This is a genomic window from Bacillus sp. B1-b2 (genome assembly GCF_009183415.1).
Taxonomy (GTDB): Bacteria; Bacillota; Bacilli; order Bacillales; family Cytobacillaceae; genus Niallia.
Genome location: NZ_WEHU01000006.1, coordinates 19,864 through 43,877 on the forward strand (window position 1 = coordinate 19,864; position 24,014 = coordinate 43,877).

Below are 24,014 nucleotides of genomic sequence, written 5' to 3' on the forward strand. Positions count from 1 at the left end.
AAAATTTCAAGAAATAAAGGGTACTTTCTTTCTACTATTTTTTGTACATATAAGAAGATTCCCATGTAAGCTATTACTTATACTTGTTCCGATAATTAGCACTATTTAATATTGACACAAAATGTTCATATTTGTCTTAAGGGTTAATTCACTTGATTCTGGAGAAACTATGATATAGTAACTTTATAACGAGACTTTATTAAGGTATCAAGGAGTGAATAAATAAATGAGCGAAGCAGCAAAAACATTAGATGGATGGTATTGCCTTCATGATTTTCGTACAGTTGATTGGACAACTTGGAAGATGATTTCTAATGAGGAAAGACAAGAAGCAATACAAGAATTTTTAACTCTATTAGAAAAATGGACAACTGTTCAAACAAACGGACAAGGTAGTCATGCATTATATACAATTGTGGGTCAAAAAGCGGACTTTATGATGATGACGTTACGCCCTACAATGGAAGAATTAAATGAAATAGAAACAGAGTTTAATAAAACAAAATTAGCAGAATTCACAACACCTGCATTCTCCTATGTATCTGTTGTAGAATTAAGTAATTACCTTCCTTCTGATTCTGACGAGGATCCCTATCAAAATCCTCATGTTAAAGCAAGATTATATCCTACTTTACCTGAGGCTAAATATGTTTGCTTCTATCCTATGGATAAACGCCGTCAAGGCGAAGATAACTGGTACATGCTTCCGATGGAGGATCGCAGAAACCTAATGCGCAGCCACGGTATGATTGGTAGACAATATGCTGGAAAAGTAAAACAAATCATTACTGGCTCAGTTGGGTTTGATGATTATGAGTGGGGAGTTACCCTGTTCTCTGAAGATGTACTTCAGTTCAAGAAACTTGTTTATGAAATGCGCTTTGATGAAGTTAGCGCTCGTTATGGAGATTTCGGATCTTTCTTTGTAGGAAATATCTTAAAAGTCGATTCTATTTCTTCCTATTTACATGTTTAATAACTTTTATAAAAACGAATGGTTGTCAAAACCGTTCGTTTTTATTTTTATTTTTATTTTCATCAACTTGTCATAACTTATTCTACTCGTTCATAGGATTAGTTAGTGAGCAAAGCCTATTTGAACAATAGACGTAACGCCAACACAAGAAACAGTTTGGCTTTCATAAGATAATGGAGGGATGATGAAAATGAGTCAGTCTAATTATCAAAACCAAAACCGTAATGTGCCAAGTTATGGGTACACCCAAGGTTATGGAGCTGTTCCAAATCAAGTTCCAAACTACAATAATCAACAAATGTATCAACCACAAGCACCTGTTCAACAACCTATTCCAAGTGCAAGTGTAGCTCCAGGACAATTACCGCTTGAAGCATCTTATATTGAGAACATCCTAAGATTGAATAAAGGTAAAATCGCCACAGCATATGCCACTTTCGAAAATAACCGTGAATGGAATGCTAAAATTTTCAAAGGGATTATTGAAGCAGCAGGACGTGATCATCTTATTCTGAGTGATCCTCAAACAGGAGTTCGTTATTTGATTCCAATGCTTTATCTTGATTACATTACATTTGATGAAGAGATTGAATATGAATATCCATATGGGGTAGCACCAAGCCTATCTACATATCCTCCTAGATAGGATTAATATAGATTTGCTCTGATAGATATAATGAAAGTACTCTTGGCTAGTGGTTGTTCATTTTGCAGATGAACGACCTTTTTCTCTTGATTTCTTCAATTTGGGCTTTCATCCTACTCATGAACGACCTTTTTCTCTTGATTTCTTCAATTCGGGCTTTCATCACGCTCATGAACGTCCTTTTTCCCTTGATTTCTTCAAATCGGGCTTTCACCCTGCTTATGAACTACCTTTTTCTCTTGGTTTCTTCAATTTGGGCTTTCATCCTACTCATGAACGTCCTTTTTCCCTTGATTTCTTCAAATCGGGCTTTCACCCTGCTTATGAACGACCTTTTTCCCTTGATTTCTTCAATTCGGGCTTTCATCCTGCTCATGAACGTCCTTTTTCTCTTGGTTTCTTCAATTCGGGCTTTCATCACGCTCATGAACTACCTTTTTCTCTTGGTTTTTTCAAAACGGGCTTTCATCCTGCTCATGAACGACCTTTTTCTCTTGGTTTCTTCAATTCGGGCTTTCATCACGCTCATGAACTACCTTTTCTCTCACTTCCTTCAGATCGTGCTTTCATCCATCCTATGAATGACCTTCTTGTTAGAATAAACGATATTTCTATAAAAAAGAAGAAGCATAACGCCTCTCCTTCTTTTACTATTACATCCATTTCCAAACTGCGATAACTACTAATAGCCAAGCAGTTAAAAAAGCAACTCCTCCTAATGGAGTGATCGCTCCTAATACTTTAATTTGTGTAACTGCTAGTATGTACAAGCTTCCAGCGAAGAGGATGATTCCACTAAACATTAGCCATCCTGCCCAGTTTAGCAAACTACTCTCTGGGAATTTCCCTAGCAATAGCCCAATAACCATTAAGCCTGTGCTATGAAACATTTGATATGTTACACCTGTTTTCCAAATGTCTAAATATTTGGCAGAGATTTTCCCTTCTAAACCATGTGCTCCAAATGCGCCAATACCAACTGATAGTAATGCATTTATTGCTCCAATAATAAGAAATACCTTCATTCTTTTATACCTTCTTTCCTAAAAATCAAATAGCGAATCACCATTACCTTCTTCTGTGTTTAATTTTTGTACTTGCGATGTTTGAAGTGGTTGCGAGACCATGTTCATAGGTGGTTGTGGTTGTGCGATTGTATTAGGATGGGATATGTGGATTGGCGAAGACTTTATATACATATCATCCGCAGCAGTTTTATCCTGATCAAGAATGAGTTCACACAGTGATTTTATGGCATATACTCTTTCTCTTACTTTCACGTCTGTTTGGCTTTCTCTCGCATCCTTTAATTGTTCTTCCATTTTTGCTAATAGCTGTTGAATAGATATATTCATCTTTCTCTCTCCTTTCTATTTTATTTAGGCTGAAATCGCAGACAATCCTGTCCAGATGATTTTTTCACTTCTATTGAGGGCAACATTCTTCCTTTAAATTGAAAAGCTTTGCACCCTTTAGGAAATTGGCGATCCCATGTTACATAGAAAAATTTACATTTATAACAATCAATCTTATTTTTCTCCATCATGATCCCTTCCAATCAAAAAGGTAGACAATTATCGTCTACCATTCTTTTTCTATTATATGCTTCTTTCTAGGAAAAATCATCTATACACCAATTGATAGGGCTTTGCCCACTATCCTCTAAAAGGCGGTTAATTGTAGAAAACGGACGACTACCTAAAAAGCCTCTATGCGCAGATAATGGACTTGGATGTGTGGATAAAATAATTCCATGTTTCTCTTTATCTATTAAAGCTAGTTTCTTTTGTGCTGGATTTCCCCATAATACAAAGATAATAGGTTCCTCTCTTTGATTTAAGAAATTAATCACTTCATTAGTAAATGTTTCCCATCCCATTCCTCGATGAGAATTAGCTTTTCCAGCTTGAACAGTTAACACCGTGTTTAGCATTAAAACACCTTGCTCTGCCCAACTTTTTAAGTAGCCATGATTAGGGATTGGGCATCCCAAGTCATGATGTAACTCTTTATAGATATTCTTTAAAGAAGGAGGCACTTTTACTTCTGGTTTAACGGAAAAGCTTAAGCCATGTGCTTGATTAGGTCCATGGTAAGGGTCTTGTCCAAGGATGACTACCTTTACCTTTTCATAAGGAGTCCATTTCAAGCTAGTAAAGATTTCTTCTCTTTTAGGATAAATAGTATTTGAACGATACTCTTCTTCTAAGAAACTATCTAATTGGATATAATAGTCTTTTTGTTTTTCTTGCTCCAGTAGTTCTTCCCATGTGCTAATCATGCTTTCCCTCCTTATTGAGTTTCATAGCTCAGGTTAACAGAATAGCCCAATTGTTGATAAAACTCTTTAATTGTTTTTTCGGCATTTTCCTCTGCCTTTTCCAATAACCCTTGTGCAGTGGCTTCTTCCTCTATTGCTAACTTTGCTTCTTCCATTAAATCATATGCTTCCTCCCACTCCACATCACTGCGGAATATTCCAGAGATAGAATATGTCTCTACTTGGTCAAAGTTCACCGATGGATCTTGAAGAAAGCTTGCTTTAGGCAAAGTAATATTCAATGTTTTTGTCTCTTCATCTACCTCTATTTGATTATTTTTCATAGAAGATAGGTCTACACCTGCTGTTACTGTTCCTGGAACTACTAATAAAATTTTCCTTTTAGTTCCAGGAATATTTGTGTTAATTTCTTTTCCAAAAAGCTCATTATCTTCTTTTTCTAAGATTACCTTGATATAAGCTTGTGAAGATGCAAGTGTTGATAAATCCTTCATTTGCTCTAAATATGCGCTGGTTCTCATAACAGGTTCCTTTGGAAATGCCACTTGCCATAAGCTAATAATTCCTATAGCTAATAATAAAATAATGAAAACTAAAGTTATCGTTATTTTTCTACTTAATTTTCTCTTTCTTTTATTTAAACCGAATGATGGAAATCGGATTTCTCGACTGTTTAACTCTACAGCTGTACTAGCCTGTTCTTTTTCACCCTGATTTATTTCTCTTTCTATTGTTTTTCTTTCTTTTCTTGTGACCACCTAACCCCTCCACTCTAGTGTTTTATTCTTATTATATCGAGAAATTTGTCGAATGTGGAGAAATAGCAAACTAACTTTATATGAAAATATTACCAGTAAATGATATGTTTTGTTTCTGTACTAAAAGGATATATACAAAACATACAGGAAATACCTAAATATATTTTCATAGGAGGAATGGAATATGTATAAAGTAGAAGTAGTAGAAAATGGTGTACAAGCTACAAACATTATTAGTGCTTTAGAAAATCAAGGATATGCAAAAGAAAATATCTATATTTTTGCACATGATAAAGATCGCTCAGAGGACCTAACGGATGCTACAGATACTGGCAATGTATCCATGAAAGAACAAGGTCTCTTTGATTCTATCGGAAATGTATTTAGAAAACGCGGTGACGAGTTACGTTCTAAAATGCAGTCAGTTGGCTTAACAGAAGCAGAAGCAGCAAAATACGAGGAAGTACTAGATACAGGTAAGTTGGTTATTGTTGGTTCACAACAACATTAATCATTAGAAAGTAGGGTTCTCTTTTAGCAAGAGAACCCTGCTTTCTTTTATCCTAATAGTTGATCATAGAGAGTTTTAGCATACATGATATCTTTAGTATGGTGAACAAGTGCTCTTCCATCTTTAAAGAGAACTAGTCTATTTTCTTTTAGCTGAACATTTAATAAAAATGGATTAGAAGTTACTTGATATCCTCTATTCTTTAAACTTTCAGCAAGCATAGAAAAATCTAAGTTTTTCTCAGAAGGAGGTCGAACTTGTACCGTATCTCTCCCACATAAAACAGCTGTTTTTGTTTGATTCTCTTTTTCTAAGAATGGAAATAATCTATTCTCTCCACATGTAGTACAAGTCGTTTTTTTCACACGATTCATTTTAATATTATGAGAAATATTATTCCATAAATCAAAGCTATAGAATGTACTTCTTAGCGATTCTATATCGTTTATAAGTATTTTTAATGCCTCTGTTACTTGATGTACGACTACCATTTGTACAGCAGGAGAGATAATTCCTACTGTATCACAGCTCATTCCATGAACAGGCAATCTTTGCAAGATACAATGCAAACAAGGAGTTTGTTCAGGGACAATAGTAAAAGTCATTCCACTACTCCCTACACAAGCACCATATATCCAAGGCACACCATGTTTAACCGCTAAGTCGTTCATTATCATTCTTATTTCCATATTATCTGTGGCATCCATCATTAAATCTACATCTAGTATCAATGATTCTAGCAACTCTACCGTTGCTTCCCCAACAATACCATTTACCAAGCAATTTGCATTGATTTCCTTTAATCTATTTTCCGAAGCAATTGCTTTAGGAGTCCTATTCTTTGCATCCTTCTCCGTATACAGTTGTTGTCTTTGTAAATTACTTTCTTCCACATAATCTCTATCAACCAAGGTGACCTTACCTATTCCACTTCTCACAAGCATCTCTGCAGAGCTAGACCCTAGAGCACCAGCGCCAATAATTAAGACATGTTTTTTACTTAGCTCTTCCTGCCCTTCCTTACCAATCGGAGAAAATAAAGTTTGGCGCGAATATCTATTTTCATCCAAATCAATCTCCTCCCTTCTTTATAATTATCCTCCACTTACTGGGGGTATAAAGGCGACTGTATCATGATCAGAAATAACATCCTCATCAAAAGCAAACTCTTCATTAATTGCCACCATCACACCATCTAATGAAAGGGTAGGATATCTATCTTGCAAGTAGGTTTTTAAATCGGCAATTGTCTGATTTACATATTCAATTTCTAACCTTTCAACCCCAGTACTTTCCTTCACTCCTGCAAAAAATAGTATGTTAACCATCTATCTCCTCCTTACTAGGCTCTCCACTTCTATATTGCTTTGTTCCCTTTTGATTGCCTATCCATTCTTCACCATTATCCCAGTGTTCTTTTTTCCAAATAGGGACAATTTCTTTAATTCTTTCTATTGCAAACTCATTTGCTGCGTATGCTTCCTTTCGATGTGGAGTAGAAACAGCTATAACTACTGCTATATCACTAATATCAAGTCCTCCCACTCTGTGAGTGATTGCTATCTCAACATCTCCCCATTTTCCTTTTACTTCTTCTCCTATTTGCTCTAATTTCTTTAAAGCCATAGGTATGTATGCTTCATATGTTAAAAATAAGGTGCGCTTACCTTCCGTTAGTTCACGAACCGTTCCAATGAACGTTGTGATAGCGCCTGCATTTCTTCTTGTTACTTTATCTATTACATCTTGAATATTAATTGGATTTTCTGTTATTTCAAAGTTCACAATCTAACCTTCCTTTCCATTAATATTTAAAGGGTTAGGATATATTGTAAGAGTAACATAATTTTAAACTGAATTCTCTTACTATTTATTATTACTTACTTCTTCTATTAACTTGAATTCAGCAAAGACAAACTAATGAAATAGAGCTAGAAAAGTTGTATCATTATTAAAAATAGTCTACAATTATTCAATCAAACAAAATCTTTTTTTCCTATTAGAGGGCATTTGTCAGAATTACATATATTAGGAGGCATAACAATGAAAAAAGCATTAACTTTAGCAGGATCTGACACTAGTGGTGGTGCAGGAATTCAAGCAGATTTAAAAACATTTCAAGAATTAGGCGTATATGGAATGACCGCTTTAACAACCATTGTTACAATGGATCCCAAAAATCATTGGCACCATAACGTTTTTCCTCAAGCAATTGAAACAGTCAATTCTCAACTTGAGACGGTTCTCTCTGTTGGCATTGATGCTATGAAAACTGGAATGCTAGGCTCAGTAGAGATTATTGAATCAGCAGCTAAAATGATTGATGAAAATAATATTAAGTATGTTGTTATTGACCCAGTAATGGTATGTAAAGGAGAAGATGAAGTACTTCACCCTGAAACTGCTAATGCTCTTCGCGAACTTCTGGTTCCTCGTGCAACGATTGTAACACCTAATCTTTTCGAAGCATGGCAGCTAGCAAAAACGGATCACCCGATTAAAACAATTGATGACTTAAAAGAAGCAGCTGTAAAAATTCATGCTCTAGGTCCGAAGTATGTATTAATTAAGGGCGGTAGTAAATTAGGTCATGAAAAAGCTATTGACTTATTTTATGATGGAAATGAATTCACTATCTTTGAGAGTGAACTAATAGATACTTCTTATACTCATGGAGCAGGCTGCACTAATTCTGCTGCTATTACAGCAGAGTTAGCTAAAGGTGCTACTGTTCTTGAAGCAGTTCAAACAGCGAAAGATTTTACTACTGCTGCCATTCGTAATGGGTTCAGATTGAATGAGTATGTAGGGCCAACTATGCATGGTGCATATCGTAATGAAAAGGAAAAAACTACTTCTAATTAAGGAATAGTTAGAAATATAAAAATAGGAGGAGAGAAACATATGGAGTTTGTACAACTAGATAAAGTTCAAGCAGTAATTGACCGTTTGTGTGAAAAGGAAGTCTATGTACACTTAGAAACCACCAATGGTGCCTACGCAAACCATAATGATGAATCCTTCTTTAATTCTGGTGCCTATATAAGAAATGCCAAGCTACAATATGAATATGGCAAAATAACCGGCGAAGGTCCCTATCGAATAGGACTTAAAACAGAAATTGGTTGGGTTTACGCAGAAGGAATTACTCATTATGAAGTAGATAACCAAAACCGCTTATTACTTGCTGGATTAGATTTTACTGGAAAGCTAGCAGTGGCTCTAGAAATAAGCGAAACCCCATTTGAATAATAAAAACGGAAGAATCTTCCTTTAGGAGCAGAGGGCTATACTATTTATAGTACTAGTCCTCAACCCTCCGAATACTAAGCTAGACATAAGGAAGTAGAAGGAACTCGAAAGGAGTCCACATAATGGAAAAAGAAAGACAAGTACTCGTCATTTTCCCTCATCCCGATGATGAAGCATTTGGGGTATCAGGTACGATTTCAAAATTTATTCATGAAGGTACTCCCGTTACATATGCTTGTTTGACATTGGGTCAGATGGGTAGAAACTTAGGTAATCCACCATTTGCAACGAGAGAAACCTTACCTACTATTAGAGAAAAAGAATTACAGGAAGCTGCTAGAGCTATGGGCCTTGAGGACCTTCGCATGCTAGGGTATCGTGATAAGACGATTGAATTTGTGAAAGAAGATGTGTTAGTTGATGATTTCACAGCTTTAATGGATGAGTTAAATCCATCTTTAGTTATCACTTTTTACCCAGGCTACTCTGTTCATCCAGACCATGATGCAACAGGAGCTGCTGTTGTAGCAGCAATGAAGAAAAGAGAAGCATCTAAACGTGCTAAATTGTATTGTGTTGCTTTTTCTAGAAACTGTGAAGAAGATTTAGGAAAGCCTAATATTGAAATAGATGTGGAGAATTATGTAGATAAAAAGATTGCTACTATAGCAGCACATCTTTCTCAGACTCAAGCTTATGCTCAAACTTTACAAGAAGGTTTAGCTAATCAAGATCCAGAAATTCTAACTCGTCTTTATACAGAGAGATACTGGGAATATAAGTTTTAAATGATAAAGGATCAGACCCTTAATGTGGTCTGATCCTTTATCCTTCTGAATAGCCTTCTTCTTTTCCTTCTAAAACTTCTTTTGCATTCTGAACATGATCTCCATCTTCTGCTCTTACCATATTCACAAGAATTTTTTTCATTAGGCGCATCTTTAAACCTTTTAAAAGCAAAGTACCTTCAAATTCTACTTGTGTGCCTTCTTGGAGTTCAGAAAAAGTGTACTCATAATCTACTGTAAATCCATTCGAAATACTTCTTCTTTTAAATGTATCATTCTCTTTAAACGAAAGGTACTCAATCTCAGCAGTCACCAAATTACCACGAACATTTCGAATCTCATTAAATCTTGATCCTACCTTAATTGGTCCCTCCGTTATCTTTTCAACTGTTTCTACTTTTGTCATATATTCAGGAACATTTTTCATATCAGCAAAATAAGCAAATACTTCTTCAATCGGCTCACAGATTATAACACTTGCTTGAAAATCTGCCATACTTTCACCTCAAGACTAAGAATCAATATGTTTAAACATAGTAAGTCCTATCTATTATACCGAAAAAAGAGGGAATTGAGTAATTCAATTAGCATGTACCGACTTATCAGACCAATTATTTGAATGTAGAGCTATTATTCTTCCAGCGCTTTTCTTATTGCTTGAGCTACTCCGCTTTCTTCGTTCGTTCCAGTTACAAAATGACATTGCTTCTTGATATCATCCACCGCATTGCCCATTGCAACTGCTCTTCCAGCTTTTTTAAACATTGATACATCATTATAATTATCACCAATGGCCATTGTATCAGATAAAGAGATTCCACGAGCTGCTGTGAACTCCTCTAGTGCTACACCTTTTTGGGCATGAATAGAGTTGATCTCTAAATTCTCTTTCGCAGATGCACTAATAGCAATTCCAGAAATCTCATTCAGTTCTTGGCGAACCTGAGCAAGTACAGTTTGATCAAAATGGAAAGCCAATACTTTATATATAGACTGTGAAGAATCCTCGAATAAAATAGCATAGCTATCTACTTGATTAATATCATTTAATCGCTTTTCAGCAGCTTCTTTAATTTCATCCATATTTTTGATATGGCCACTAACTGTAAATATATCCATTATAAGTGCTTTAGCTGTTGTTTTATCTAAAGTATATGTGCCTTTATTCGTATAAAATTCATAGTAAACTTGATGACTATGTAACACATTAGCGATTTCTATCGCAGTCTCTTTGCTAAGTGGATTTGTCTGAATAACTTCATGCTCTTTTGTTCTAATTTCCGCTCCATTTGCACAGATCATAGGAGTAATAATTCCTGCCTCTTTTAATAATTCACCTGATTCCTCATAGGCACGACCTGTTGCAATGACTACTTCAATCCCTTTACTTTGTGCCTCTCTTATCGCTTCACGGTTTTCTTGTGTAATCTCTTGAGTGGATTTTAGTAAGGTACCATCCATATCAATCGCAATACATTTAATCATATATTCCACCTCTTCAATCAGAACTTCGCACTGCATTTTCCTTTCATATCATATCACGAATAATAAGCATTCAAAAGGAATTCAATTTGATCCTCTAGGTTTATCCTCATCCTTTTCTCTTCTAATGTTTGTCATATTTGTGAACGAATATGTGAACAATTTTCAAACTCTTAGTGAACTTTGCCTCAAACATTCAAAATTTCATTATGATATAGCTATCATTTATTTAAAGGGAGACGATCAGAAAAAAACACTTGAGGGCCTTTATACATCAGTATTTCCGATGACAAATTTCTACAAAAAAATCATTAGAGTAAGCACTTCAATTTTAGAACTTTATCTTTTTTTCTAGTTTTCTTTTATATCGCTAACTTATGCAATGATTTTTGTCGCTTTTACTATGTGAAAAATTCACAAACTAACATTACCACTTTAAAAGGAGGAGTAAAAACTATGGATATGGTTTTTCTTTCACGTTTACAGTTTGCTTCAACTACCATTTTTCACTATTTTTTCGTTCCAATTTCCATTGGTTTGGTACTACTTATTGCCATTATGGAATCTTATTACGTAAAAACAGGAAATGAACAATACAAAAAAATGGCTAAGTTTTGGGGCAAATTATTTCTAATTAATTTTGTCATTGGTGTAGTTACTGGTATTTTGCAGGAATTCCAATTTGGAATGAACTGGTCTAATTATTCACGCTTTGTTGGAGATGTTTTCGGTGCACCACTTGCTATAGAAGCATTACTTGCTTTCTTCATGGAGAGTACCTTCATTGGACTGTGGATCTTTGGGTGGGACCGTTTATCTAAAAAGGTTCACTTAGCATGTATTTGGTTAACTGCTCTTGGAACAACTCTTTCCGCTTTCTTTATTCTAGTTGCAAATAGCTTTATGCAAAGACCAGTTGGTTTCGAAATCAATAATGGCCGCGCAGAAATGACTGATTTCTTTGCTCTTATCACAAATGGTCAAGTACTTGTGGAATTTCCACACACTCTATTTGCAGCATATGCTACAGGAGCATTCTTAGTAGCCGGTATTAGTGCTTACAAATTATTAAGAAAACAAGATATTGATTTCTTTAAGAAATCCTTTCAGGTTGCTATAACAGTTGCTTTAACATCGACTTTCTTAACGCTAGTGGCTGGTCATGCTCAGGCACAATTTTTAGTAGAAACACAACCGATGAAAATGGCAGCAAGTGAAGGGTTATGGGATGAAAGTGAAGATCCCGCTCCTTGGACTGTTTTTGCTAATATCGATGTAGAAAATAAAGAAAATAGTGCTGAAATAAAAATCCCCTATCTTTTAAGTATTCTTTCTTATAACACTTTAGATGGAAGCCTTAAAGGGATGAATCAAATCCAAGCAGAGTATGTTCAAAAATACGGAGAGGGTAACTATATTCCTCCTGTTAAAACTACTTTCTGGAGCTTTAGAATCATGGTTGCTGCTGGTGTAGGAATGATTCTTCTAGGAATTTACGGTGTTTACTTAGCATGGAAAAAGAAATTAGTATCTAAGCCTAATAAATGGTTCTACCGTTTCATGGTGGGAGGTATATCTTTACCATTTATAGCCAATACTTCAGGATGGATCATGACAGAAATTGGTCGTCAGCCATGGACTGTTTTTGGGTTAATGACAACAGAAGATAGTATTTCTCCTAGTGTTTCAGCAGGTCAAGTATTATTCTCGATTATTTCTTTCTGTACTATTTATGCAATTCTAGGTGTGATCATGGTATATCTTTACGTAAAAGTGATTAAAAAGGGTCCATATATGATGGAAGAAGAAGAAGAAGCAAAAATAGATACAGATCCATTTTCAAAGGAGGGATTCCATGCTTGATTTAAATGTGCTTTGGTTTATATTAGTTGCCGTTTTGTTCATCGGATTCTTCTTTTTAGAAGGATTTGATTTTGGGGTAGGTATGTCTACACAGCTTCTCGCAAAAAACGATTTAGAAAGACGTATCTTAATCAACTCTATTGGTCCATTCTGGGACGCTAATGAAGTTTGGTTAATCACTGCTGGAGGAGCTATGTTTGCTGCTTTCCCACATTGGTATGCAACCATGTTCAGTGGTTTTTATACACCACTGGTTGTTTTACTACTTGCCTTAATCGTTCGCGCTACAGGTTTTGAATTACGTGCAAAAGACAACCATCCTAATTGGAAGAAAGCTTGGGATGTTTGTATATTCATAGGAAGTACCCTTCCACCATTATTATTTGGAGTAGTTTTCACCTGTTTCATGCAAGGCCTACCGATTGATAAAAACATGGAATTAAATGCTGGTTTCTTTGATGTAGTAAACTACTACACATTAACTGGTGGTTTGACAGTTCTAGTTTTATGCTTAGTTCATGGTTTAGTTTTCACTACTCTTCGTACAGTAGGTGATCTACAAGAGAGAGCTCGCAACTTGGCTCAAAAGCTATTACCGTTACTTGGTATTCTATTACTTCTATTCTCTGCTCTAACTTATTTAAAAACAGACATCTTCGCAGCACGTGGATTAATCCTATCCTTTATCTTTTCACTAGGGGTTATTGCATTTGTTGTTGGTGGTTTCTTTATTTCAAGAAAAATGGACGGTTGGGCATTTGGAATGACAGGTGCTGTTATTGCCTTATCGTTTGTATCTATTTTTATCGGCTTATTCCCTAGAGTAATGGTTAGCTCTATAAGTGATGCATTCAGTTTGACTATCCAAAATGCTGCTTCTGGTCATTATTCGCTTAAGGTTATGACAATTGTTGCTCTTACCCTTCTTCCTTTTATATTAGGGTATCAAATTTGGAGTTATATTGTCTTCCGTAAACGGATTACCGAGAAGTCTCACTTAGAATACTAATGGATAAAAATTTAATGAAGCTTACCGGAATCAAGCCGATTCTAGCTACAATTGGAATTTTAACTGTTATGGAGGGATTCGCTATTATTCTGCTTGCCACATGGCTTGCAGATATAATAGCCTCTTTATATAACGGAGTTGCAATTCAAGAACAATATGGAAAAATCCTATTGTTCTTGTTGGCATTTTTAGGACGTCACCTAGCACACACTATCCAACAAAATATAGCTACTAATTTCGCAGAGAAAACAAGCAAAGAATTACGATCTACACTTGTTAAAAAGCTGTTTGAACTTGGTCCGAAATATACCAAAAAACATGGTAGTGGAAACATTTCAACACTTGTTTTAGAAGGAATTACACAATACAAAACATACTTAGAACTATTCCTTCCTAGAATGCTGGCTACTGGAATTGTTCCTGGAATGATTATTCTTTATGTCTATTGGAACGATTGGCTATCAGGTGTAATCTTAACTGTTACAATGCCCATTCTCATTGGATTTCTAATCTTAGTTGGGATGGCCGCAAGCAGTCAGATGGACAGACAATTAGCTACGTATAAAATACTATCCAACCACTTCTTAGATTCATTAAGAGGATTAGAAACACTAAAGTTTTTAGGGAGAAGTAAACAGCATAAAGGTAATATTGAAAAGGTTAGTGAGCAATATCGTAAAGCAACAATGAAAACATTACGTTTAGCTTTTCTTTCCTCTTTTTCCTTAGATTTTTTCACTTCTCTTTCTGTGGCTGTTGTTGCTGTAAACTTAGGGCTACGCTTAATCAATGGAGACTTAGTATTGCTCCCAGCCTTAATGATTTTAATACTGGCGCCTGAATTTTTCTTACCTGTTCGTATGGTGGGAGCTGATTTCCATGCTACTTTAGATGGAAAAGAGGCTGGCGAATCCATTCAGAAAATACTAAAGGAAGAAACAGCTCTTGCAAATGGAACAACGGCTATTCCTTTCATTAGTACGTCTTCTCTTTTGTTTCAGGGAGTAGAATTTCAACATAATGCAGAGGAAGAACCTACCTTAAAGAATCTTCAATTTTCTATTGAAGGCTTTAAAAAAATCGGAATTGTAGGCGAAAGTGGAGCTGGAAAATCTACACTAATAGATTTACTTAGTGGTTTTAATGCGCATACCAATGGAACTATTTCTGTCAATGGAGTCACTATTCCTAATCTTATGACAGACGCATGGAGACAGCATACAACCTATATTCCTCAATCTCCTTATATTTACAGCATGAGTTTACGAGATAATATAGCATTCTACCGTCCTAAAGCATCTGATGAAGAAATAATCTCAGCATTAAAGGCCACTGGCTTATATGATGTGTATCAAGCTTTACCAAATGGATTGGATGAAACGTTAGGAGATGGAGGACGAACATTAAGTGGAGGTCAAGAGCAAAGAGTCGCCTTAGCTCGTGCCTTTCTAACAAATCGTAGCATCATGTTGCTTGATGAACCAACCTCTCACCTAGATATTGAAACAGAATTTGAATTAAAGGAAATGATGCTCCCCTTATTGGAAGACAAGTTAGTTTTTCTTGCTACACACCGCCTTCATTGGATGAAGGATATGGATTATATATTAGTTCTAGATCACGGTACGATTGTCGAAAAGGGAACACACTCTGATCTTATCGCAGCAAAAGGCTATTATTATAGCCTATTACAACAGTAAGGAGGGAAACTCAAATGAATGATAATAAATGGATTACTCCATTTCTAAAAGGCAATATCAGTCGCATACTTCTTATCCTTTTCTTGAGCATCCTTGCCTTACTCACAGCTGCGATGCTCACCTTTACTTCTGGTTTTCTTATTAGTAAGTCAGCTATTCCTGTTGAAAATATCTTGATGGTTTATGTTCCAATTGTAGGAGTTCGTACATTTGGTGTGAGCCGTGCCGTATTCAGCTATTTAGAAAAATTAGCAGGACATAATACAGTTCTTCGTATTCTATCGAAAATGCGTATTCGCTTATTTGGTATATTAGAACCTCAAGCACTATTTCTAAAAAGCCGCTTTAAGATGGGAGATATGCTCGGAATTTTAGCTGATGATATTGAGCAATTGCAAAATATATATCTACGAACTATTTTTCCGACCTTTGCCACTACAGTAATGTATTTACTCGTAATCTGCGCCATTGGAATTCTCGATCTTCCCTTTGCTCTCTTAATGGCTTTCTATCTTGGTTTGCTGTTATTCGTTTCCCCTCTTCTTTCTCTTTTTTTAATGAAGAAGAAACAAGTGGAATTTAAGCAACGTCGGAACGGCTTATATCAGAGCCTGACAGATAGTATATTAGGAATTAGTGATTGGGTAATAAGTGGTCGTTCTGATTACTTTATTAAAGATTATGAAAAGGAAGAAGAAAAAGTTGCTCTTATTAGTCATCAGTTAGTGCTTTTTACTAGATGGAGAAATTTCACTTCTCAAATAGTCGCAGTCTTAATCATTGTTTCTCTTATCTTTTGGTCAAGCCAAGAGTATTTAGAAGGACATATTCCCGTTACACTAATTGCTGCCATTATTCTTGTAGCGCTGCCTATTCTAGAATCCTTTCTAGTAGTTTCAGATGCTTTTGAGAAGCTACCTGCTTATCAAGACTCTTTGACACGATTAAAGAAACTACAGGCTCCTCCGAGTGTGAGCCAGCATACAACAGCACAAAGAGTATTAGACGAGGATGGAGAAATTAAGCTAGAGCATGTTTCTTATCGTTATCATGAAGAGGGAGCCTTTTCCGTAGAGGATGCTTGCCTTCATATTCCTAAAGGGAAAAAAATCGCATTAATTGGTCGAAGTGGTGCTGGAAAATCTACTCTACTTAAATTGATTCAAGGAGTAATAGAGCCCACATCTGGAAGTGTAACCTTTAATGGTGAACCTGCATCTTTATTTGCCGAGGATTCTTCTACTCTACTTTCTGTTTTAAACCAAAATCCTCATTTATTTGATACTACTTTACGAAACAACATCCTTGTAGGTGTTGAAAATGCTTCGGATGAACGTTTAAGAGAGGTTATTAAATTAGCTCAATTAGAGGAACTAGTGCAACAGTTACCGAGCGGGATAGATACATTTATGCAAGAAACAGGACAACGTTTCTCAGGTGGAGAAAGACAAAGAGTGGCACTAGCTAGGATTCTGCTGCAGAATACCCCTATTGTACTTATGGACGAACCCAATGCTAGCCTTGATCCAAAAACAGAAAAAGAATTACTAAAAACAATTTTTTCTGCTTTGAGTGGAAAAACGATTATATGGATTACTCATCATTTAGTTGGAGTAGAAGAAATGGATGAAATTTTATTTATGGATGAGGGAAAAATCATTTTGAGAGGGACTCACCAAGAATTATTAACAAATAGCACTAGATATCAGCAGCTATACGCTTTAGATCATCCAGAATTCTGAAATATAGGATTCATCATCAACAAATTAGTAGCAGAAACGAAGAAAAACCCGTACTATCGGCAATGGAAAATATCCTAAATAGTACGGGTCTTTTTATTGGCAACATATAGGGTAACAGCCTACTCACTTATCCTATAAAAAGACAAACAGACGCTTCTCCAAACGAATCTTTTATAAAACTACAGACCTATACTAAGTTGTGACCATCTTTCCTCCATTTACATGGATTACTTCCCCTGTCACGTATCCTGAATCATCTGATGCTAGATAAACGTAAGCTGGTGCTAGCTCAAATGGCTGTCCGGCTCTTTTCATAGGGGCATCTGTACCGAATTTCATTACTTGTTTCTCAGAAAAGCTTGCTGGAATTAAAGGTGTCCAAAAAGCACCTGGTGCTACTGCATTAACCCGTATTTTCTTTTCTATTAAAGATAAGGAAAGAGACCTTGTTAGGGTGACAATAGCTCCTTTAGTTGCAGAGTAGTCAATCAGTTCTTTCATACCTGCATATGCTGTGATGGAGGCTGTATTAATTATCGTGCTTCCTTCTTTTAAGTATGGTAAAACGGCTTTGATTAAGTAAAAAAAAGAAAAAATATTTGTACTAAACGTATGCTCAAGTTGCTCTTTTGTAATATCTAAAATGCTTTTTTGAACATATTGTACACCATGGTTATTGACTAGAATGTCTATTTTTCCAAAGTGCTGTAATACTTTTTTTACTACATAAGTAGAATTTTCTTCCATTGTTAAATCTGCGGGTATAAGAAGACACTCTCCACCTAACTCTTTAATTCTTTGCTCTGTCTCTTGTGCATCTCGGTGCTCATTTAGATAGACTATTGCTACCTTAGCTCCTTCTTTTACATAAGCGTAAGAAACAGCTCTGCCTATACCACTATCACCACCAGTAATAATAGCAACCTTACTTTTAAGCTTGTTGCTACTTTTATAGTTTGGGTTCTCAGAAATTGGTCTAGGGTTCATTTCATATTCAAAGCCTGGCATTCTATTCTGGTGCTGTGGTGGAAAAGCAATTGGGACATTCTTTGTTACTTTCTTTTGACTATAGTAGGGGTATTCTGGGTACATGTTATCCATCCTCCTCTAGGCTATACTTTGTTACATTATGTGAGGAAGTTAATAATGTGCTTATCCATGATATTTTCTATAAGACTTGTGAGTGGTATGCTACATGGAAATTACTACTTTGTTAATGAATAACATCTGCTACCATTGCTTCAGTAACTGTTACTAAGTCTGAAACCGCTAATTCCATTTGCAGCCCAATTTTCCCACCACTTACAACAATGGTGTTAAGTTCTTTTGCGGTTTGATCTATAATAGTCTCATATTTCTTCTTCATACCGACTGGTGAACAACCACCACGTATATATCCTGTTAGTTTTTGTATATCTTTAACAGGAACCATTTCTACTTTTTTAGCTTGAACCACTTTTGCTGCCTTCTTTAAATCAAGCTCTGCTTCAACAGGTATGATAAAAACATAATTTTCTTTTGAAGCGTCTCCTAACACTAATGTTTTATATACCATCTTAACCTCTTTTTCTATTTTTTCTGCTACAGAAATGCCATCAATCTTTCCATCCTTATTTTCGTAGGTATAAATTGTGTATGGAATTTTTGCTCCATCTAAAATTCTCATTGCATTTGTCTTTGCGGTAGCCATTTTGATCCTTCTTTCCGTTCTTTTCTGTCTATTATAACGCAGAAGAAGAAGTGATAATAATCAAAAACCTGTGACATTTTACGAACATAATGCCCAATTATTCATATAGTATGAGAAAATGTACAATTCTGTTGGGAGGATTATAATGAAACCAAGCTACCAAGATGCACTAGCCTATTATGGGATAAGTGGTGCACACCCAGGAGGACTAACCTTAACAAAATTTTTATTAGAGCAAGAAAGCATCACACATCAAACAGCTATTCTTGATGGAGGTTGTGGTACGGGGCAAACATCTGCCTTTATTAAGAAACATTATCCTTGTTCTGTAACAAGTATTGATTACCATCCTACCATGGTGGAAAGAGCAAGAAACCGATTTACAAATGAGAACTTACCTATAACATTAGTGCAAGGCAGCTTAGAAAAAATCCCTTTCCCTTCCAATAGCTTTGATCTTGTTTTAGTGGAATCTGTTCTTATTTTCACTAATTGTCAACATTCACTTAGAGAAATAAATCGTGTACTAAAACCAAATGGAGTATTGTTAACCTTAGAGATGACTGCAGAGCAACCATTAAGCCATGTAGAGCAGAAGAATATGTGTGAAGTCTATGGAATAGATAGAGTCTATACAGAAAAGGAATGGGTTAATCAGATGAAACATGCTGGATTCTCACAAGTAGAAGTAAAAATGGCTCATTCTGTTTTTTCTCATATGCTTGCAGGTTTAGAAGGTGAAGAAGAAGGCATGGATACAACAGTTCCCGTTAACTTAGATTTAGAAGGTAAGCTAATGGAACACTCTCATATCCTTTACACCTATGGAAATATTATTGGCTATAGAGTATATAGAGCAGTAAACTAGCTAATTTTTGGCCATTTACATGGCCAGAATGCCACTTTGTTGAAAAAAGAATATGTCCATTAAATGCAAATAATTTATGTGACATTAGTCTGTTGAGAACTTGCATAGATAATGAACTAATCGAATAGGGGGATGATTTCCGTTACAGGGATTCGCTTTTCGTGTGGGCTCGCTCTGAGCCGCGATCTGCCCATGCCCTGCAAGGTCTCACTCCTGGAACGTAGATTATCTGGATATAAACCCCACTCAATCTTTCTCCATTACTTCTACCTCAAGCTGATGCGATAGATCTATGTGATATGTTAGTTTTTGTAAGTTTTTCGTTGGTCAACCTATTCGAAAGGGATAGAAGACTTACAACTGTTTCCTTACAAAAACCAATATTATCGCATCGATTTTCTACGCTTTTAATAAGGACTTATGAATCCATATAGCTGCTTGTGAACCTTCTCCCATTGCAATGGTTACCTGTTCTGAGTGTGCAACAACATCTCCCGCAGCCCAAACACCTTCTATATTTGTCATTTTAGTTCGGGGATGCACTTTAATATGGTTATTATCCAATACCTCAACCCCTAGTTGGACAGCCAAATCCGATCGCACTTTGTTTCCACCAAAGGCAATAAAACTATGGTTTGTTTCAATTACTAGATCATTCTCTAATGCAAAACCTCTAATTTCGGGGCCTTTTGCTATCACACGCTTTATTGTCTGTTCGTAAATGGGAATATCATGTTTAGATAGCTCTTCACGTAAGTTTTTTTCTATCTCTTCTCCGCCATGATTAATATAGATTAATTCCTTCGTCCAATACAATAGAGTAATAGCCATATTTGCTCCAACACTACCATTACCTATCACCACTGTTTTCTTACCTTGCACTTCATAGCCATCACAATCTGGGCATAAATAGACACTAACCCCTAAACATGGGAAAAGTTCCTGTAAGGGAGGGATATGATCAAGTACACCTGTAGCTATTAACAATTTTCTAGAGCTAAAAGTATCTTTCACTGTCTTAACCGAAAAAAAGCTATCTACTTTCTTTACAGATTCTACTGAGTCTTTTAGAAATTGGACATCTAAGGATTCAGCTTGCTGTCTCCCAATATTTCTTAGCTCTTCACCACTCACTCCATCTGGATAACCTAAAATATTATGATAGCTTTTACAAAGAGTAGACCTTCCATCTTCCTTATCTATTACTAATACTTCATGGTTATATCTGCCTAATTGAATAGCTGCTTGAAGACCCGCTATTCCGCCACCAATAATTATACAATCAAAGATATGGTTCATTCCTTCTTCTCCTTTCTAGAGCATTCAACGAGTTATTTACTTATTGTAAGCAAGTACACTCTTCTTATTCCCTCCTACATATAAAAAAAGGAATGTTTGCGAGCAGTCTCACAAACATTCCTTTTATCTAAGCTAACACTTCATCTTTAAAAAATAGTGGTAAATGCTCTTTATGTGCTTCTAACATTTCATCTAAAATTTCTTTTGCCACCTTATCTGATGGTAGTAGTGGATTAATGGTCATTGCGAGTAAAGCTGTATGATAATTTCCGGTTACTGCTGCTTCAGCTGCTACTCTTTCAAAAGATTTAATTTGTTGAACAAGACCACGAACAGCTACAGGAAGATCTCCAATAGCGATTGGTTTTGGACCTTCTTTTGTAATAATAGAGCTAATTTCTACTGCCGAATCATCAGGAATGCTAGCTATAGCTCCATTATTTATCGTATTAACAGGCTGTATATCTCTTCTATCATTGTACATAGAATCAATTAAACTACATGCTGCATCACTGTAATAAGCTCCCCCACGTTTTTCTAATTGTGGCGGTTTAATTTCTAAATTTTCATCTTTATATAACTCAAAAAGTTCTTTTTCTAGTTTTTGAACTACTTCTGCTCTTGTACCCTGTAGTTCTGCTTCTTCTAGCTCACTTTGCAGCATTTCTGCTTGTTTATAGTAATAGCGATGATAACCACATGGAATTGCTCCTAAAGCTTTTATAAAGTCTGGTTCCCAATCAATTGCCGCTATATTTTTCATTGTATCACTCTCATGTTTTGACATTGCCTCTAAAAAGTCAGAGGTAATGTTCTTACCATCTAAAAATACGTTTAACCCATAAACCATATGATTTAATCCAGCAAAGTCCACTCTTACTCTTTCTGATTCTACTTTTAAGATCTTAGCAATACCCATTTGTGTAGAAATAGGAACATTGCAAAGCCCTACTATTCTTTTCCAATTACTATGACGAAGAACAGCCTCTGTTACCATACCTGCTGGATTAGTGAAGTTAATCAGCCAAGCATTTGGACATAGCTCTTCCATGTCTTTCACAATATCTAGGATGACGGGAATGGTACGTAAGCCTTTGAAAAGACCTCCTGGACCATTTGTTTCTTGACCAATTACATTATATTTCAAAGGAATTCTTTCATCTTTTGCTCTAGCTGCTAATAAACCTACTCTAAATTGTGTTGTAACAAAATCAGCATCCTTCAAAGCTGCTCTTCTATCAAGTGTTAAATGAATTTCAATTGGTAAACCTGCCTTCTTGACCATTCTTTTAGCTAGATTTCCAACAATGTTTAATTTTTCTTCTCCTTCAGGGATATCAACTAACCAAAGCTCGCGAACTGGTAATGAATCATATCGTTTAATAAATCCTTCTACTAATTCTGGTGTATAACTAGAGCCTCCACCAATGGTAACAATCTTAATTCCTTCTCCCATACCAATCGCCATCCTTTCATCCTTTTGAAATCCTTTTCAACTTCCTCCTTTACCATACTTTTTTGTGTACTCTTAGTAAATAGAAGAACCAAGTTTTGTACTATTTTACATTTCGTGTAACCTGTTCCAATAGAAAAACATGGTGTGCCAAAAAAAGGCATACAGTTAAGGTTGTCTATCCCTTACTGTATGCCTTCTTTCTATTCGCCCTAATAATCAACTGATTGATAACTTCTGAAAATAATAATCCCATCGCAATAGATCCTGATATTAAGAATGCTTTAGCTGCTAAGCTAACTGCTTCATAATAATCATTTTCCACAAAATTACGCATAGCATTATAAGCCATTCCACCTGGAACTAAAGGAATAATACCTGCCACACTGAAAACAATCACAGGTGTTTTATACCATCTTGCAAATATTTGGCTAATTAGTGCCACTAAGAAAGCCCCTACTAGTGTTGCTAATACTTCATCCATATGGAAGTAGACAATTAACCAGTAAGCAAGCCATCCTAACATACCAATAAATCCACATTGAATTAGCATCTTACGGGGAATATGAAAGATAATACCAAAACCAAATGTAGCTGCAAAACTCGTTATTGCTTGTGCTATAAAATCATTCATTCGTGCTCTCTCCTAAAAAATAAAAAATGCCACAGCTATTCCTGTCCCTATTGCTGATGCTGTTAGAAATGCGTCCGCACCCTTTGAAATTCCTGATACTAAATGTCCTGCTATTAGATCTCTTACTGCATTGGTTATTAATAATCCTGGCACAAGTGGCATAACAGAGCCAATAATAATCTTGTCTGCTTCTGCGCCAAAACCTATCCATACCGATAAAAATGCAATAATTCCTATTACAAAAGAAGCAGAAAACTCTGCAAAGAATTTAATTTGAATTACTCTATGGAAATAATTTGAGCATAAAAAACCTAACCCTCCAGCTATTAGTGCAGGAATAAAATCTTTCCATACCCCATCAAACATAATTAAAAAACATCCACTGGCAAAAGCTGCGGCCGTAATTTGCATCCAATTATTATAGGTGCATTCCTCATTTTCTACATCTTTAAGCAAATAATAGGCTTCCTTCATACTAACTGTTCCTGTACTTATTTTTCGCGATATATCATTAACTTTTACAACCTTCTCTAAGTTTGTTGTTCTATCTAATATACGATTAAGTTTTGTTTTAGTGGGCTCTGAGCCTTCTAAAGATAAAATAATGCCAGTTGGTGTAACGAAACAATCTGAATCTGTTACTCCATAGGCGACCGCTATTCGAGTCATTGTATCTTCCACTCGATATGTTTCTCCTCCGTTTTGAAGCATAATGCTACCTGCCAACATACATATTTCCATGATGTCATAGGTTTTTTCTTTCGATAAATATGTCATGATCATCTCTCCAATATGAAACAAAGCACTATAATCAAGTATTGTTACCTCTTCTATAAATAGATAAATATCTTCATACATTTTTTGCCGAATGACATTTCCAATTTACAGTTTAAACGAGTAACACTCCAATAAGCAATAGTGGAATACAAGTCAGGGAGGGAAGATAAGCCTCTTGTACTTTTTTCGCCTGCAGGTCTAATTCTTTTGAGTGGATTACACTCCATTCCAAGAGATGTTTAAAATAATATTCAAAATAAAAAACCCTGACTATTAGGCGAGAGA

General features: G+C 35.7%; 27 protein-coding genes. 12 read left to right on the forward strand and 15 right to left on the reverse strand.

Annotated elements, in window-relative coordinates:
* Positions 1–226: 226 nt before the first annotated feature.
* From hemQ to F9279_RS07330, 3 genes are all read left to right on the forward strand, one after another.
* A complete protein-coding gene (hemQ, locus tag F9279_RS07320; protein WP_152112147.1) occupies positions 227–976 on the forward strand; it encodes a hydrogen peroxide-dependent heme synthase in 750 nt (249 codons plus the stop codon).
* A gap of 298 nt (positions 977–1,274) precedes the next feature.
* The gene (gerQ, locus tag F9279_RS07325; RefSeq protein ID WP_152112317.1) at positions 1,275–1,622 is read left to right on the forward strand and encodes a spore coat protein GerQ; all 348 of its coding nucleotides are present in this window, start codon (positions 1,275–1,277) and stop codon (positions 1,620–1,622) included.
* Between the two features lie 49 nt (positions 1,623–1,671).
* Positions 1,672–2,301 (forward strand): hypothetical protein, encoded by a 630-nt coding sequence (locus F9279_RS07330; RefSeq protein WP_152112148.1) that lies wholly within the window; start codon positions 1,672–1,674, stop codon positions 2,299–2,301.
* Here F9279_RS07330 and F9279_RS07335 read toward each other — a convergent pair.
* From F9279_RS07335 to F9279_RS07355, 4 genes are all read right to left on the reverse strand, one after another.
* The gene (locus tag F9279_RS07335; RefSeq protein ID WP_152112149.1) at positions 2,276–2,647 is read right to left on the reverse strand and encodes a DUF423 domain-containing protein; all 372 of its coding nucleotides are present in this window, start codon (positions 2,645–2,647) and stop codon (positions 2,276–2,278) included. The two genes, F9279_RS07330 and F9279_RS07335, sit on opposite strands and share 26 nt — an antisense overlap.
* An 18-nt stretch (positions 2,648–2,665) precedes the next feature.
* Entirely contained in the window at positions 2,666–2,977 is a 312-nt protein-coding gene (locus tag F9279_RS07340) for a YwdI family protein (RefSeq protein ID WP_152112150.1), read from the reverse strand.
* A gap of 257 nt (positions 2,978–3,234) precedes the next feature.
* Positions 3,235–3,903, reverse strand: a complete 669-nt coding sequence (locus F9279_RS07350) for a uracil-DNA glycosylase (protein ID WP_152112152.1) — start codon at positions 3,901–3,903, stop codon at positions 3,235–3,237.
* A gap of 11 nt (positions 3,904–3,914) precedes the next feature.
* Positions 3,915–4,661 carry a DUF4230 domain-containing protein gene (locus tag F9279_RS07355; protein WP_152112153.1) on the reverse strand — a complete coding sequence of 249 codons (747 nt, stop codon included), beginning with the start codon at positions 4,659–4,661 and terminating at the stop codon, positions 3,915–3,917.
* 184 nt (positions 4,662–4,845) lie between these two features.
* Here F9279_RS07355 and F9279_RS07360 point away from each other — a divergent pair, with 184 nt between their 5' ends.
* On the forward strand, positions 4,846–5,172 hold the full coding sequence (locus tag F9279_RS07360; protein ID WP_152112154.1) for a general stress protein: 327 nt from the start codon (positions 4,846–4,848) through the stop codon (positions 5,170–5,172).
* Between the two features lie 47 nt (positions 5,173–5,219).
* On the opposite strand, the gene F9279_RS07365 is transcribed toward F9279_RS07360, so the two are convergent.
* Genes F9279_RS07365 through F9279_RS07375 form a run of 3 tightly spaced genes read right to left on the reverse strand, consistent with a single transcriptional unit; the run spans position 5,220 to position 6,957 of the window.
* On the reverse strand, positions 5,220–6,242 hold the full coding sequence (locus F9279_RS07365; protein ID WP_152112155.1) for a ThiF family adenylyltransferase: 1,023 nt from the start codon (positions 6,240–6,242) through the stop codon (positions 5,220–5,222).
* A gap of 24 nt (positions 6,243–6,266) precedes the next feature.
* Positions 6,267–6,500, reverse strand: coding sequence for a molybdopterin converting factor subunit 1 (gene moaD, locus F9279_RS07370; RefSeq protein ID WP_152112156.1), 234 nt, complete (start codon positions 6,498–6,500; stop codon positions 6,267–6,269).
* Entirely contained in the window at positions 6,493–6,957 is a 465-nt protein-coding gene (locus F9279_RS07375) for a molybdenum cofactor biosynthesis protein MoaE (protein WP_152112157.1), read from the reverse strand. The genes moaD and F9279_RS07375 overlap by 8 nt, the downstream gene beginning before the upstream one ends.
* A gap of 252 nt (positions 6,958–7,209) precedes the next feature.
* Between F9279_RS07375 and pdxK the strand changes: the two genes are divergently transcribed.
* The 3 genes from pdxK (at position 7,210) to bshB2 (ending at position 9,212) form a co-directional block, all read left to right on the forward strand.
* Positions 7,210–8,037 carry a pyridoxine/pyridoxal/pyridoxamine kinase gene (gene pdxK / locus F9279_RS07380; protein ID WP_152112318.1) on the forward strand — a complete coding sequence of 276 codons (828 nt, stop codon included), beginning with the start codon at positions 7,210–7,212 and terminating at the stop codon, positions 8,035–8,037.
* Between the two features lie 39 nt (positions 8,038–8,076).
* Complete coding sequence (locus F9279_RS07385; RefSeq protein ID WP_152112158.1) at positions 8,077–8,424, forward strand: YojF family protein; 348 nt, start codon at positions 8,077–8,079, stop codon at positions 8,422–8,424.
* A gap of 122 nt (positions 8,425–8,546) precedes the next feature.
* The gene (gene bshB2, locus F9279_RS07390; RefSeq protein WP_152112159.1) at positions 8,547–9,212 is read left to right on the forward strand and encodes a bacillithiol biosynthesis deacetylase BshB2; all 666 of its coding nucleotides are present in this window, start codon (positions 8,547–8,549) and stop codon (positions 9,210–9,212) included.
* A gap of 37 nt (positions 9,213–9,249) precedes the next feature.
* Here bshB2 and F9279_RS07395 read toward each other — a convergent pair whose 3' ends face one another.
* Positions 9,250–9,708 carry an SRPBCC family protein gene (locus F9279_RS07395; RefSeq protein ID WP_152112160.1) on the reverse strand — a complete coding sequence of 153 codons (459 nt, stop codon included), beginning with the start codon at positions 9,706–9,708 and terminating at the stop codon, positions 9,250–9,252.
* A 134-nt stretch (positions 9,709–9,842) separates the two neighbouring features.
* Positions 9,843–10,697, reverse strand: coding sequence for an HAD family hydrolase (locus F9279_RS07400; RefSeq protein ID WP_152112161.1), 855 nt, complete (start codon positions 10,695–10,697; stop codon positions 9,843–9,845).
* A gap of 453 nt (positions 10,698–11,150) precedes the next feature.
* Here F9279_RS07400 and F9279_RS07405 point away from each other — a divergent pair, with 453 nt between their 5' ends.
* From F9279_RS07405 to cydC, 4 genes are read left to right on the forward strand one after another with little or no spacing between them, the layout of a single operon-like run.
* Positions 11,151–12,557 carry a cytochrome ubiquinol oxidase subunit I gene (locus tag F9279_RS07405; protein ID WP_152112162.1) on the forward strand — a complete coding sequence of 469 codons (1,407 nt, stop codon included), beginning with the start codon at positions 11,151–11,153 and terminating at the stop codon, positions 12,555–12,557.
* Positions 12,550–13,566 carry a cytochrome d ubiquinol oxidase subunit II gene (gene cydB / locus F9279_RS07410; RefSeq protein ID WP_152112163.1) on the forward strand — a complete coding sequence of 339 codons (1,017 nt, stop codon included), beginning with the start codon at positions 12,550–12,552 and terminating at the stop codon, positions 13,564–13,566. The genes F9279_RS07405 and cydB overlap by 8 nt, the downstream gene beginning before the upstream one ends.
* On the forward strand, positions 13,566–15,266 hold the full coding sequence (gene cydD, locus F9279_RS07415; RefSeq protein WP_152112164.1) for a thiol reductant ABC exporter subunit CydD: 1,701 nt from the start codon (positions 13,566–13,568) through the stop codon (positions 15,264–15,266). The genes cydB and cydD overlap by 1 nt, the downstream gene beginning before the upstream one ends.
* A 14-nt stretch (positions 15,267–15,280) precedes the next feature.
* Positions 15,281–17,008, forward strand: a complete 1,728-nt coding sequence (gene cydC / locus F9279_RS07420) for a thiol reductant ABC exporter subunit CydC (protein WP_152112165.1) — start codon at positions 15,281–15,283, stop codon at positions 17,006–17,008.
* 192 nt (positions 17,009–17,200) lie between these two features.
* Here the strand turns inward: cydC and F9279_RS07425 are convergent, their stop codons facing one another.
* On the reverse strand, positions 17,201–18,100 hold the full coding sequence (locus F9279_RS07425) for an SDR family oxidoreductase (RefSeq protein ID WP_152112166.1): 900 nt from the start codon (positions 18,098–18,100) through the stop codon (positions 17,201–17,203).
* Between the two features lie 121 nt (positions 18,101–18,221).
* Complete coding sequence (ybaK, locus tag F9279_RS07430) at positions 18,222–18,698, reverse strand: Cys-tRNA(Pro) deacylase (protein WP_152112167.1); 477 nt, start codon at positions 18,696–18,698, stop codon at positions 18,222–18,224.
* A 145-nt stretch (positions 18,699–18,843) separates the two neighbouring features.
* Between ybaK and F9279_RS07435 the strand changes: the two genes are divergently transcribed.
* Positions 18,844–19,566, forward strand: a complete 723-nt coding sequence (locus tag F9279_RS07435; RefSeq protein ID WP_193224504.1) for a class I SAM-dependent methyltransferase — start codon at positions 18,844–18,846, stop codon at positions 19,564–19,566.
* A 399-nt stretch (positions 19,567–19,965) separates the two neighbouring features.
* Here the strand turns inward: F9279_RS07435 and F9279_RS07440 are convergent, their stop codons facing one another.
* From F9279_RS07440 to F9279_RS07455, 4 genes are all read right to left on the reverse strand, one after another.
* Complete coding sequence (locus F9279_RS07440) at positions 19,966–20,865, reverse strand: NAD(P)/FAD-dependent oxidoreductase (protein ID WP_152112169.1); 900 nt, start codon at positions 20,863–20,865, stop codon at positions 19,966–19,968.
* A gap of 127 nt (positions 20,866–20,992) precedes the next feature.
* The gene (locus tag F9279_RS07445; protein ID WP_152112319.1) at positions 20,993–22,321 is read right to left on the reverse strand and encodes a 6-phospho-beta-glucosidase; all 1,329 of its coding nucleotides are present in this window, start codon (positions 22,319–22,321) and stop codon (positions 20,993–20,995) included.
* Positions 22,322–22,496: 175 nt separating this feature from the next.
* Positions 22,497–22,952: a threonine/serine exporter family protein gene (locus tag F9279_RS07450; RefSeq protein ID WP_152112170.1), complete on the reverse strand. Its 456-nt coding sequence runs from the start codon at positions 22,950–22,952 to the stop codon at positions 22,497–22,499.
* A 12-nt stretch (positions 22,953–22,964) separates the two neighbouring features.
* Positions 22,965–23,729, reverse strand: a complete 765-nt coding sequence (locus F9279_RS07455) for a threonine/serine exporter family protein (protein WP_152112171.1) — start codon at positions 23,727–23,729, stop codon at positions 22,965–22,967.
* Positions 23,730–24,014 lie beyond the last annotated feature (285 nt).